The following is a 12,829-nucleotide window of genomic DNA, read 5'->3' as shown; positions in this document are numbered from 1 at the left end:
GTACTTACCCAATTCACCGGCTTCTGCTTCATCGGAACACTCGCAACGTTCTGAAGATCATGATATTTCTGTGAACGCTTGCATATCCGTCATTGACTCCCCCATCCTCCCTCACCATAATACAAGTATGAGACCTTACAACCGTACAACCACACTGCGCAAATCTGCTGGATTCCCTATGCAAAAACTCATTGTACTGCCTGATCCTCTGCTCGATGAAGCAGCTCGATACCCAGTAACTTCAGGGCTGTACGTTACGGATATCGGATATTTCCATGAAGCAGAGCATCATTACCGGGATCGGCCTCAAGGATGTGACTCCCATATTCTCATGTATTGCGTACAAGGAACAGGATGGTACGAATTAGATGGCAGCAAACCCCAAGTTGTACATGCAGGTGACCTGGTCATCTTGCCTGCATATATGTCCCACGTTTACGGGGCTAATGCGGCTGAACCCTGGAGCATCTACTGGATTCATCTGCGTGGCGAACACGCTTCTACCTATATTGAACTGCTCCTGGCCCATAAAATCTCTGCCATCGTTCCTTCCAAAGCCCCCAAATGGCTGGAGCTGTTCCATGAATGCTATGATGCACTGGAAACCGGGTACTCCCTGCAAGCCATGATATACGCTTCGCAGATTACGGGCTATATGCTCGGTATGCTGGCCTATGGTCAGGGAACAGGGGTCAGCATGATCAGCAGCAAACGAGCAGCAGAGCAATCGGTCCAGTATATGCTGGAACACCTGGAGCGCGGATTGACGTTAAAGGAGCTAGCAGCACAGGCCCAGTTATCAGCACCCCATTATTCACAACTGTTCAAGCAGGCAACCGGACATTCACCCATAGATTATTTCCTGCGACTCAAAATCCAGCATTCCTGCCGTTATCTTGATTTTACGGACTGGACCGTCAAACAGATCAGCTCCGAACTGGGGTTCAAGGACCCTTATTATTTCTCACGACTGTTCAGCAAAATGATGGGACGTTCACCCACGGAGTATCGCAACAAATCCAAGGGTTAGTTGTGCATTCCCTTGTTACTTGAAATAATGCGAATCATCTGTTGGAAAATTGCAGCAACCTTTTTTAGACAAGGGTCGTCTATAGGGAAAATAGCTTTTATACAAAGGGACTCCCTAGAAAAGTGAGGCGATTTCAACATGAAAAAAAATATACTAGCCACTATAACTGCCGGAGCACTGCTCACACTCTCCCTGAGTGCTGGCCCGATTAACGCTGCTCAAGCCCATTTTACGGACCTTCAAGGTATTGCAGGTGCTGACAAAATTGAAGCTCTGCATCAGGATGGATTGATCAAGGGAGTGAGCGACAGCTTGTTCAAACCGGAACAGCAATTAAATACTGCACAAGGAGTGCAGCTGATTACCGATGGTCTCGATCTGAACCTGGATGCCATCCGTTTTATCAAACAACCGCTCCCGAGTGATACCTTCAGCAACGTCAAGGACGGTGTATGGTACAGCGATGCCTTCGTTCGTGCCCAGTATAATGGAATTCAGATGCCCAAGGATATCGATCCAGCTGCAGAAATGACACGTGAACAATTCACTCTGTTCCTGATGAAGGGAATCGAAGCCAAAGGCGGCCTGCCGATGATTAACATCAAACCGGTAGAAATTACAGATGAACAGGAGCTTACTCCGGAATATCAGGGTGCGGTTCAGCGCTCGCTGGTTCTTAAAATCAACACGCTTGATGCGGATGGCAACTTCAATCCGAAGGAAACCATCACTCGTGCAGAAGCGGCAGTTATGATGTACAATGCCATCGAATACATGGAAAGCTTCCATGCTCCGCAAATCCCGGAAACACCTGAGAAATAAGAATTGCAATGAAGAGCTGGAAAGGATGGGCGGCTGAGCTACCCAATCCTTCCTGCCTCTTACAGCAAATAGCCGCATGCTCCCTGAGAGGGCATGCGGCTATTTTTAATATGAATATATCTTAGAACGAACCTCTAACTACGACATCAGACAATGGTAAACGACCTGCCGGACGAGCCGGTTGTGCCGCTTTACCTACTGTGATCAGCATGATAGGAATGTAACGAGGAGGAATGTTAAATGTTTCAATCAGTTGCTGCGGGTTGTAACCACCCATTGGGCATGTATCATAGCCAAGGGAACGCGCAGCCAGCATAATGTTTTGCGAAGCCAAAGAAGCATTGCGGATCGCTTCGTCGCGAGCCGTTTGCTGGCTTTGATAAGCACCGTTGATTTGACCAACCAACGCGTCGCGAATTTCAGGCTTCAAGTGGCCCGCTTCAACAGCCTGATCATAGATGACTGCATTGCGATTGGCTTCGAGGTCTCCGAGTACAGCGATCGTAACGGAGCTTTCTGTGATTTGACTTTGGCCATAAGCGATCGGCAGCAATTTAGCCTTATCCGCTTCGGATTCAATCACAAGGAATTTCCAGTGCTGCAGGTTCCATGCAGATGGAGCTTCAGAAGCTGCAGTCAGGATTGCAGTGAGATCCTCCTCTGGCATAACAAATCCGGCTTCATATTTCTTGACTGAATGACGCTCGTTAATGACGCGCAGTGTTTCATTGTTTTCAATGCTGGACATTCATTCCACTCCCCAAAATTGTTTTTTTATTATATCTTATCATTTCTGTTGTTTCCATTTATGTTCGCAAGGCCATATCAAGTGATCTCTACGAGATACCCACCTTCCGAAAATAACATCAGCGCAGAGGATCGCACCCATCTGTGTTCACGTTATGCCCGGAATCTCCTGAAACATCCATGAATCTCATTTCCCCGGGACAACGTCCATGCCAATTAACCGTTCGACGACAATTCATTCTTGGACGAAGAGCATGCTTCCCCATTTCCGATACGATGCTTCACATCCTCAATCGATATACTGTCGAAATAGGAAGTTAGCGCATCCTCACCGCCATCATAGATGCTCCCCATGACATCCTGCATGTTAGAGGATACGATGCAATTGGAACCGGACTCTCCGGAACACCAATTGGGCCCAAGTGAGCCGCCGGCAACCAGACGGTACAACTCCCCAAGCTTGATCTCTTCGCTCGGACGACTGAGCAGGTATCCGCCGTGAGCACCTTCCTTGGTGGTCAGATAACCATTCTTCCGCAGCACACTAAGAACCTTGCGTACTCTCGCCGGGTGCGTACCGACGCTATGGGACAGGTCTTCACTGTTCGCCATGCACTCATCCTTCATGGACAGAAAAACCAGACAATGGACGGCAATGGTAAATTCACTGTTCATCACTTACTCCCTTCCCGGCAGCAATCACCGATGTAGTAAAACACAAGGTAAGTTCAACTGTTATTATAGGAATAACAGTTATGTTTGTCAACTTCTGCTCCCCCGTTCAACCAGGCCCAGGATTCCCTGTTATAGCAGCATTTATGGTCCTCAAACAGAACAAGCTCATTTTACGAAAGTAACCGTATTTCTATACAAAATGAACAAAAAAGTGAGCCAATCGCATCGCGAATGGCTCCAAAAAGATAGACATATGAAAGGGCTTACGTCATCATTATAATCGGTATTCCTCAATTTGAAAACGCTTTTTTTGTAAAGAGGAGATTTTCCTCCATTTTTTTTATTTTACGGGGCATCTTGCAAAAACTAATGACATTAGTTATATTACTAATACCATTAGTTTTAGGAGGCCCATTGCATGAGATTAACTCGTGAACATGACGTTATTCAGATTTCCTTTCTCCCCCGTCTTTTCCCTGTGAACGTCTATATCGTGGAAGAAGAAGATGGTGTAACCGTTATTGATGCGGGGATGCCATTTAGTCTGAAGGGGATTCTTGCTACCGCCAAGTCCCTTGGTAAACCGATCACCCGGATTATTCTGACCCATGCCCATGGCGACCATGTCGGTGCGCTGGATGGCCTCAAGGAGGCAGTCCCTTCAGCGGAAGTCTCTATCTCCAGCCGGGATGCCAGGCTGCTGGCCGGAGATGCTGCCCTGCTTCCGGGAGAACCCCAGACCCCAGTACGCGGCAGTGTACCGAAAGGCATCCGCACCCGTCCGGACCGGCTGCTGGAAGACGGCGATCGCATTGGCTCCCTGATCGCGATTGCTTCTCCAGGCCATACGCCCGGGCATATGGCCTTCATGGACACGCGCAGCCGCGTGCTCATTGCCGGCGACGCGTATCAGCTGCATGGCGGCCTCGCCGTCTCCGGCCGCGTGCGCCCGCTCTTCCCGTTCCCCGCGCTTGCGACGTGGAACCGGGAACTGGCTCTGGCCAGCGCGAAGCACCTAGCCGAGCTGGAACCGTCCGTGCTGGCGGTAGGCCACGGACGGATGCTGCACCAGCCAGGGGCCGCCATGCGTGCGGCAGCGGCTGATGCGGAGCAGCGGCTGCGCCCTGCCGGGGGGCACCTGTGAGCCCGCGGCAGGGGCTGGATCGCGGCACACTGCTAAGTGCCGCGGCACAGCTTGCCGACAGCGACGGCTTCCAGGCGCTGACGCTGGCCGCACTGGCCCAGCGGCTGGACGTGCGCTCCCCGTCGCTGTACAACCACATCAGCGGGCTTCCCGGGCTTCGCCAGGAACTGGCGCTGATGTCTGTACTACAGCTCAGCCAGGCACTTGCCACGGCTGCCGCTGAACGCACGGGCGACGAGGCCATACAGGCCATCGCCGCAGCTTATATCGGCTTTGTCCGCCAGCATCCAGGGCTGTACGAAGCCTCGTTCCACGCTCCGGATATCCATGAACCGGAGCTTGCCGAAGCCAGTGCAGCTACGCTGGACATTCTGCTGCATGCATTGCAGCCCTACCCGCTCACCGAAGCCGAAGCGCTGCATGCGGTGCGCGGATTAAGGAGCCTGTGCCATGGCTTCGCATCCATTGAAGCCCAGGGCGGGTTCAACATGGATTTTGATTCCAATGAGAGCCTGCACCTGACTGTCCAGGCCTTCCTTAACGGACTGCAGCATCTGCATCAGGACTGACTCTCCACCTAAATATCTGAAAAGGGATGCAGCACTACACTGCATCCCTTTCTACCTTCGGCCTTTCTCTCCGAACGGTCTTTCCCTATGGCCACACACGCTCTTCGGCTTGAACTTCCTTCAGAATCTGCTTCATGACAGGCACGTACACCTTCCAGTAAAACATATCCGGTATTTCTTTTCGATTCGGTGTAAGCCACTCTCTGATGACATCCCATCCCTTGATCCTGCGCCAGAATGAGTAATGCTCCATCTCTCCGAATGAACCTGTCATATAATACGACTGATAATCTCCATCATTGCGAAGGATGGCCGGAAAATCACCCGGAATACCGGCATTAATCAGCTTCTGCCGTCCTTCTTGAGTCAGGCTCATTTTATATCTTGCCAGTATCGATTCTGGCGAATCCGGCACGACAACATCGAACCAGCTGGTATATTGGAACTCCTGCTGAATGCCGCTCCACTGCCTGCCTTTCTCCGTAAAGGACAGCTTGATCTCTGCTGCCCCGACATCCTTGCCGCCACGCAGCACGATGACCCGGCCATCTTCATGCACCAAGAGAATGCCTTTTCCGGAGTATGGCCAAGCCTGCCCAGCAATACGCTCATAATCCATACGTACCTGTTCAGGCACTTGAACTCGGCTCTGCAGATTGGATATATATTTTCCTCGCCACCCGCTGCTCTTCAAGCCCAAAATGGGATGCAGCTGCTCCCTGACGTTATCCGACGTCCATAAGGATTGTGTATTATACTCTGCAACGACTGCGACCCCTCTGCTGGCTGCTTCGCGAATTTTAAGGACATCATAAACCGTTAATCCTGCGTCCTCCTCGACCTTCTTCGTTCTGAAATTAACAGGAGGTGCAGCATTTGTTTTCGATGAAGCCAGATAGATCAGATCGGTTTCAGTGACTTCGTCCGGAAGTTTTTTCGTTATTGGGGAAGCATGCTCTAGGAGGTTAACCTCATCCTCATTTTCGTCATAAACGTATCGTTCTCCAGTCTTCTGTACAATCTTCTGTTGATTTAACAGCCAAACCAGGCCCTTATATCCCGGAGAAGGTGCATTAGCATTCGTTTTGTCTATTATCATGATGTTCAGCAGCACTGGTGCTTGAGATTGCCACCAGATCCAGGGGACAACCAGACCGACCGATATCAGTGTCAGACAAGCCAGCAACCATAAGGTTAGCGGCCTGTGGTTTCTTTTCATGCTGTGTCTTCCTCCCAGGGTGTCTTGCTTGCTCTCTTTGTGCATCGATATCGTGCTTGATTACCTGTTTTGCCCTTGTTCGCATAAATGCACCTGCATTGGACAAAATAATACAAATTTCCAATGCCAAACTGTGTTAATCTCGTTATACCGTATTCGGGCAAATGATGCACTAAGCATTCTATCGGCTTTCTTGGTTTGTGATATAATAGAATCTATATATAGAAACATTAAATTCTATGATTTGTTTGATGATCCGGATGTACGGAACATATATTATTCCAGAAAGAGGGATACTTTCGTGGCTCAAATCAGTCCGTCTTACCTTCAGATCGGTGCAACCCTGGGTATGCTCATCATGGCATTGCTTGCCATTTTCATTCGGATGAAAGCCAGTCACAGGCCGGTGACCATACGCAAAATTCTGATTCCCCCACTGGGCATGAGTACCGGATTTTTGATGTTTGTTGTCCCGGAAACGCATTTTCCACTATGGTGGGCTGTCATTGCATTTTTGGTTGGCTGGTTCATCTTCTCCTATCCTCTCATTCGCAGTACCCGGTTTGAAAAGGTAAACGAGGAGATATTCGCGACCCGTTCCCGCAGCTTTGCCTTCATTCTGCTTGGTTTGCTGGCGGTACGCCTGATCCTGCATGAAGTCATTCAGCAGTACGTTACCATCCCGCAAACAGGCGGATTATTCTTCCTTCTGGCCTTCGGCATGATTGTGCGCTGGCGGGTATATATGTACAAACACTACAAAGAAGTTGTCGCTGCATCGGCTTGAGCCTAACTAGCGACGACGTCAAAAAAGACACGTTCTCGGCATGTACGCATGCGGAACGTGTCTTTTTGTTGTTTATCTGGCCTTGATTCATGGCACATAGGGTAGCGCACGATCTTACTCGGGATCTGCAACTTTCACCAGCTGTTTACCCAGGTTATCTCCCGAGAAAAGACCCATGAAGGCTTCAGGTGTTTGTTCAAATCCCTCTACAATGTTCTCCTCATACTGAATGAGACCTTCCTTCATCCATTTTGCCAATTTGGCGCGTCCTTCTTTGAAGGATTTGGCATAGTCCCCGAGCAGAAATCCTTTCATCAGCGCCGTGTTGGTCAATAGCAGCGTCTGTGGTCTCATGCCGATGTCCGGTTTCTCCAAATTGTAGGACGAAATCTGCCCACACAGCGGAATACGTGCATTTCGGTTGATATGTCTGAGTACCGCATCCGAAATGTCACCGCCAACATTGTCGAAGTAGACGTCTACCCCATCTGGACATACCCGTTCGATCGCTGCGGACATGTCATTCTCCCGCTTGTAGTTGAGGACCACATCAAACCCGAGCTTTTCTTTCAGATATGCGCATTTTTCGTCAGAACCTGCGATTCCAACCACTCTTGCTCCGACAATCTTGCCGATCTGGCCGGCGATCATACCGACGGCTCCCGCTGCGCCGGATACCACCACCGTTTCGCCATCCTTCGGTTTGCCGATATCCTCCATACCAAAATAAGCCGTCAGGCCCGTCAGGCCGAGGGCACCAAGATAGGCTGTAAGCGGCGCTTCCTCCGTATCGATCAGCGAGAGATCTCCCGTGTTGACAGCTGCATACCGCTGCCAGCCCCACATGCCGGAGACAAAGTCACCTTTTCGCAGATTGGGTTCTGACGAGTCCACCACTTGTCCGATGGCCCCACCTTTGATCACTTCATTCAGCGCGTATGGAGGTGCGTAAGACTTCGTATCCTTCATACGGCCACGCATATAAGGGTCAACCGACAAATATAATGTACGCACCAGAACCTGTCCTGCTTCCGGTTCAGGGAGCGGCGTCTGAATGAATTTGAAATTATCCCTGGATGGTGCACCTTCCGGACGGGATGCTAGTACGATCTGTTCATTTTGAGACAACTTCATGACCTCCTTGTTGCCAGTGGCCTGCGTATAACCCTTATCATCGTATATGTTATACCACCAGCACTATATGTTATCTTTTCGAGCATTTGGACATAGCTGATCTGGAAGGCACCGTTAGCAATTCAGAATCCCCATGATGCTTTCTGTATCCTATATGCCAAATACTGACTCTTAATAGTTTAAACCGAAACAGGCGGATCACAAACGTGGGCCGCCTTGAAAACATCAAATCTCATTCTATTGCCATAATTGATTCACTATTCCTGCGCAGTCAAAATTACAGGACCATCTGCTGTGATGGCAATGGTGTGCTCGTATTGAGCAGACAGGCTTCCGTCCTGCGTACGGGCTGTCCAGCCATCCGCATCCAGCTTGCTGCGGTACGTTCCAATGTTCAGCATGGGCTCAATGGTAATGACCATGCCTTCTTTGAGGCGGGGACCACGATGTGGTGGACCATAGTGAGGCACCTGTGGTTCTTCATGCATTTTCTCGCCAATGCCATGACCGATAAACTCACGTACGACAGACAAGCCCTCCCCTTCAGCATACGTCTGAATGGCATGGGAAATATCACCGATCCGGTTGCCAACTACGGCAAGCTCAATGCCTTTGTAGAGGGACGTTTTGGTGACATCCAGCAGATGCTGGGCTTCCGGTGTCACTTGACCCACTGCATAAGACCAGGCAGAATCGGCCAGCCAGCCATTCAGATTCACGACCATATCAATCGTCACGATATCGCCTTCTTGCAGTACGTATTTTCCCGGAAAGCCATGACAAATCACGTCGTTTACAGACGCACATGTCGCATATTGGTACCCGTTGTACCCTTTTTGCTCCGGTGTTGCGCCATTTTTCTTCATAAAAGCTTCTGCGAACTGGTCAATCTCCTGGGTGGTGATCCCTGGACGAATCATTTTCGCAATTTCTTTATGGCACGCGGCGAGAATTTCGCCCGCCTTTTTCATATTTTGTATCTGCTCTTTGGTTTTTAACGTAATCATTACAACTTCTCCTGTCCGTTATGATCTTATCCTGTCTTCTATTGTAACGCGAAACGCACAAAATAAAAAATTCGTACAATCTGTAAAGCACCAACATCCTATTATACGCCAACCTCGTGTGCAATGAATACCATTTCCCATAAAAAACACGAAACCCTCCCCACAAAGGCTGCGTATATGCTTAAAACGGAAGACGAAAGGATGATCTTGCATGTTCAAAAAAATTATTGGCAAACTCCTTGATTCGAAATCTTCATCACACCGAAGGCGCTATAGCTCCTCGGACAGACGCTCCTATAAACGCTACAGCAGCTCTTCAGGCAAACGAAGCTATAAACGATATTCATCGTCCGATATGAAATACAGGGATAACCGCCATGGCTCCGGTTATTACAAAAGTAGAAAGTACAGCTCCAGCTAATATGGTGCTGCAATGATGATATACGCCAATAGGGGATGTTCAGCCAGCCGTATCTCACGGCAGCAGAACATCCCCTATTGGCGTTTCCGATTCACTTTTAATAAGAATCCAGCAGGCGTTCTATCTCGGCCTGTAATTCAGGTGCTCCTTCTGTGTATCCCGGGCGAAGCCCCAGCAGTCTCTCCAGCATGTGGTGCAAACCATGCGTAAGCTTCAGTTCTTCCTGCCAGCTTGCAGGTGCCTTGCCCTTCTCCGGCTCATATGCCGAGTACAGCATAAACAGAAGAAAGTGTCCCAGATCCTGCAGATCCTGATCAGGTGCAGCCGGCTCATCCTCCGGCATGGGCAGTTCCCGCATTCTTCGCTTCAGCTCAGGCAGCAACGGCTCCCCCATACGCCGTGCCAGACCGAAGTCAATCAAATGTACACGCTCATCACGCAAAATAACGTTGGGTATCCGCACATCCCCATGGATATATCCCCGCTCGTGAACATGGACCACAGGCTCCAGCAGTTGGAGAGCCAGTGCCAAGCATTCCTGCTCTGTATACTTTCGGCCCTGTTCAAATATACACTGTTCCAGTGTCTCTCCCCGGATATACTCTGTGGAAATGTAGCTTCTCCTCTTATATATAAATGCATGCAGCAGCTTCGGGATGGCCGGGTGATCCATCCGGCTCATCACGTCCGCTTCCCGTTCCAGCAACCGGGCAGAAAGTCTGCCTTTGCTGGGCTTCGATTCCTTTAACGCCACTTCCTTGCCATTCAGTTCGTCGATACACAAATAGGTGAGTCCATAACTTCCCATACCAAGCAGCTCCTGAATTCGGTAACGTCCCGAGATCAGAGAACCTTCTTGCCGAGGACGGTCTGTCCACAGACCCACAAATCTTTGCCAGCTTCGTTGCAGCTCCACTTGTCCTCCCACACTGGCGACTTCTGAACTTCACGCGACCCTTCACAGGCACATTCGAGCAGTCCTAACAGCCAGTTTTCCTGTTGTACTATGGAGCCTATTATATCAGGCTGCCTGCACGAAATCACGGCAGCCCCTCTGCCCTCACGCTTCCTTGTGTTTCTTGGGCAGCAAGCCAAAGAGCATACGCAGTGAAGTCCCTTTCGGTTTGCGTTTACGGCCCTGGAAGCTGCGCAGATTGGTGACCAGTTCACGATCCCGTTCTTCTTCCAACTTCTCATTCATCCATAGACGCTGCTTCTCCATCTGATCCTGGAGAGCCGTATGCGTATCAGCAAGCTGCTTCAGCGTTAACTCCAGCTCATCCACCCGCTGCTGGAGCATTTGCACACGATCATCCTGTGGCTCGATCATCCCGAAGGTCACTTCATTCACAAGCTGACCCAGACCTTCATAGGACCGGAGATGGCCAGTCGGCTCCGTTTCTTCAGGGAATACGGCAGGCAGCACGGCTGCTGCACATTCCTTCTCAGAAGTCATCTCTACTGTGCTCTCTGGCACATTCGGGGACAGGACCGTCACCACGGCATCTGCAAGCGGCAGGTTATGTTCCCTCAGCTCCGTCATTAATCGTTCAATGCACTGAATATCGTCCGATCTGAACAATCTGGACTTGTTGGCGGAACGCTCGAATCGATATCCCTGTTCCTCAAGTGCTGCCGCATATTTACGAAGAGTACTGGCTCCTATGCCCAGGCTCTTGGCCGTTTCCGTCGTTGCTCCTGCTTCTTCAATCATCATTATTCCCTCCCGGAATGAAGTCTTTTGAATTCGAAATGGTGGCTTCAGCGTTCCCTTCTGGAACTGTCATCGGATCGGGTCAACCTGTCTCATGAACAAATGGCTTTTGTTTAGCTTGCCATAGGTATTCGTCAACGTCTGGCTCGATCCCTTTGGCGGTTTTGTTCTGTTTCTGGGGATTCATAAGAAGTTTTGTCACGTCTGTTATTCGTAAAAATCCCTCTTATTCCGACATGGAGGAGGAATGCTGTCACAATCGAATTATGCTGGTGCAGACGCCGTCGGTTTATGAAAACAGGATATTCATGTCAATTTTGTTAACCCCACTACTCCAATACGCTCCCGCGACAGAGGATATCATTGCTGCACAGCTTTTCCATGTGTTATCTTATGTAACGTAGAAACGGATTTCGGCATAAATTAAAGGACTATACTTAACATATGGCTTGAAGTCAGGACAATTACATGATTAGGATATGGGGGTTGAACGGCAGTGTTAGGCAAATCAGGTAAAGTGGCGGTTATCGGGGCGGGTCTTGTAGGCTCAAGTTGTGCATATTCCATGATTAATCAGTCGATATGCAGGGAAATCATGATGGTGGATCGGACGTATGACCGCGCTGTTGCCCAGGCGCTGGATTTCTCGCATTGTATGGATTTTACACATAATCGTACCAAAGTATATGCCGGGACATATGCAGATTGCGGAAACATGGATGTCATTGTCCTGACTGCAGGAGCCAATCCAAAAGCTGGCCAGACACGTCTGGATATTCTGGAGGAGGCCGAATCGATTGCAAAAGACATCGTCCTCCCCATCATGGATAGCGGATTCAACGGTATCTTTGTCGTCGCAGCCAATCCGGTTGACATAGTAACTTATATGGTATGGAAATTGTCCGGCCTTCCGCGTGAGCATGTCATTGGCACAGGGACTTCCATCGATTCCTCCCGGCTCAAAACGCTGCTATCCGAAGTGTTTTCGATTGATCCGCGCAGTGTGCACGGATATGCTCTCGGGGAACACGGGGAGTCCCAATTCGTAGCCTGGTCCCACGTAACAATTGGAGGCAAACCGATCATGCACATCATGGAACAGCATAAGGAACGCTTCAAACACCTGGATCTCGATGATATTGCCCGCAAAACCAAAGATGCCGGTTGGGAGATCTTCACCCGCAAAGGTTCCACCCAATTCGGGATTGGCAATGCCCTGGCTCATATTACACGTTCCATCCTTAATGATGAACACAAAATCATTGCCGTATCGGCCATTCTGGAGGGAGAATATGGTCAGAAAGGCGTCTGTGCAGGCGTTCCGGCCATTATTGGAGGAAACGGGATTCAGGAAGTCATCGAATTGAATCTGGACCCATCCGAGCGTGAAAAATTCGAGCGTTCCTGTGAGATTTTAGCGGGCAATATTAATCGCCTGACCTTGGCCTAATTGTTCCATGGCCTTAAAGACTCATTTCTGAATTGAAAAGCAGGAACAATCAAACAGGCCAGCGACCTCCTGCTAGGAGAAATCGCTGGCCTGTTTGGATTAACATCTCA

Annotated in this window: 13 protein-coding genes; 6 read left to right on the top strand and 7 right to left on the bottom strand. The window is 49.7% G+C overall.

Annotated features, from left to right (window positions below; all coding sequences use genetic code 11):
* Positions 1 to 178: 178 nt before the first annotated feature.
* Positions 179 to 1,030 carry an AraC family transcriptional regulator gene (locus AC3RCI_RS02465; protein WP_492527451.1) on the top strand — a complete coding sequence of 284 codons (852 nt, stop codon included), beginning with the start codon at positions 179 to 181 and terminating at the stop codon, positions 1,028 to 1,030.
* A 138-nt stretch (positions 1,031 to 1,168) separates the two neighbouring features.
* Positions 1,169 to 1,852 (top strand): S-layer homology domain-containing protein, encoded by a 684-nt coding sequence (locus AC3RCI_RS02460; protein WP_336783748.1) that lies wholly within the window; start codon positions 1,169 to 1,171, stop codon positions 1,850 to 1,852.
* A gap of 121 nt (positions 1,853 to 1,973) precedes the next feature.
* Here AC3RCI_RS02460 and AC3RCI_RS02455 read toward each other — a convergent pair whose 3' ends face one another.
* Both AC3RCI_RS02455 and AC3RCI_RS02450 read right to left on the bottom strand, forming a co-directional pair.
* On the bottom strand, positions 1,974 to 2,600 hold the full coding sequence (locus AC3RCI_RS02455; protein ID WP_492527450.1) for a nitroreductase family protein: 627 nt from the start codon (positions 2,598 to 2,600) through the stop codon (positions 1,974 to 1,976).
* Between the two features lie 215 nt (positions 2,601 to 2,815).
* On the bottom strand, positions 2,816 to 3,274 hold the full coding sequence (locus AC3RCI_RS02450; RefSeq protein ID WP_154896569.1) for an Rrf2 family transcriptional regulator: 459 nt from the start codon (positions 3,272 to 3,274) through the stop codon (positions 2,816 to 2,818).
* Between the two features lie 418 nt (positions 3,275 to 3,692).
* Between AC3RCI_RS02450 and AC3RCI_RS02445 the strand changes: the two genes are divergently transcribed.
* Positions 3,693 to 4,418, top strand: coding sequence for an MBL fold metallo-hydrolase (locus AC3RCI_RS02445; protein ID WP_492527449.1), 726 nt, complete (start codon positions 3,693 to 3,695; stop codon positions 4,416 to 4,418).
* Positions 4,415 to 4,987 (top strand): TetR/AcrR family transcriptional regulator, encoded by a 573-nt coding sequence (locus AC3RCI_RS02440; RefSeq protein WP_492472317.1) that lies wholly within the window; start codon positions 4,415 to 4,417, stop codon positions 4,985 to 4,987. The genes AC3RCI_RS02445 and AC3RCI_RS02440 overlap by 4 nt, the downstream gene beginning before the upstream one ends.
* Before the next feature lie 85 nt (positions 4,988 to 5,072).
* On the opposite strand, the gene AC3RCI_RS02435 is transcribed toward AC3RCI_RS02440, so the two are convergent.
* Entirely contained in the window at positions 5,073 to 6,206 is a 1,134-nt protein-coding gene (locus AC3RCI_RS02435; RefSeq protein ID WP_492527448.1) for a hypothetical protein, read from the bottom strand.
* A gap of 301 nt (positions 6,207 to 6,507) precedes the next feature.
* On the opposite strand from AC3RCI_RS02435, the gene AC3RCI_RS02430 reads away from it, so the two are divergent.
* Positions 6,508 to 6,993 (top strand): CcdC family protein, encoded by a 486-nt coding sequence (locus AC3RCI_RS02430; protein WP_336783752.1) that lies wholly within the window; start codon positions 6,508 to 6,510, stop codon positions 6,991 to 6,993.
* Positions 6,994 to 7,107: 114 nt separating this feature from the next.
* On the opposite strand, the gene AC3RCI_RS02425 is transcribed toward AC3RCI_RS02430, so the two are convergent.
* The 4 genes from AC3RCI_RS02425 to AC3RCI_RS02410 all read right to left on the bottom strand — a co-directional run bounded on the left by AC3RCI_RS02425 (position 7,108) and on the right by AC3RCI_RS02410 (position 11,272).
* On the bottom strand, positions 7,108 to 8,127 hold the full coding sequence (locus AC3RCI_RS02425; protein WP_336783753.1) for an NADP-dependent oxidoreductase: 1,020 nt from the start codon (positions 8,125 to 8,127) through the stop codon (positions 7,108 to 7,110).
* A 257-nt stretch (positions 8,128 to 8,384) separates the two neighbouring features.
* Positions 8,385 to 9,134 (bottom strand): type I methionyl aminopeptidase, encoded by a 750-nt coding sequence (gene map / locus AC3RCI_RS02420; protein ID WP_154896565.1) that lies wholly within the window; start codon positions 9,132 to 9,134, stop codon positions 8,385 to 8,387.
* A 518-nt stretch (positions 9,135 to 9,652) separates the two neighbouring features.
* Positions 9,653 to 10,471: a serine/threonine protein kinase gene (locus tag AC3RCI_RS02415; protein WP_492527447.1), complete on the bottom strand. Its 819-nt coding sequence runs from the start codon at positions 10,469 to 10,471 to the stop codon at positions 9,653 to 9,655.
* Positions 10,472 to 10,615: 144 nt separating this feature from the next.
* Positions 10,616 to 11,272: a MerR family transcriptional regulator gene (locus AC3RCI_RS02410; RefSeq protein ID WP_492527446.1), complete on the bottom strand. Its 657-nt coding sequence runs from the start codon at positions 11,270 to 11,272 to the stop codon at positions 10,616 to 10,618.
* A gap of 493 nt (positions 11,273 to 11,765) precedes the next feature.
* Between AC3RCI_RS02410 and AC3RCI_RS02405 the strand changes: the two genes are divergently transcribed.
* Positions 11,766 to 12,719, top strand: a complete 954-nt coding sequence (locus tag AC3RCI_RS02405; RefSeq protein ID WP_127539168.1) for an L-lactate dehydrogenase — start codon at positions 11,766 to 11,768, stop codon at positions 12,717 to 12,719.
* Positions 12,720 to 12,829: the final 110 nt, after the last annotated feature.

The organism is Paenibacillus sp. MT124 (genome assembly GCF_058792755.1).
This window is presented reverse-complemented; position numbering and strand designations above follow the sequence as displayed.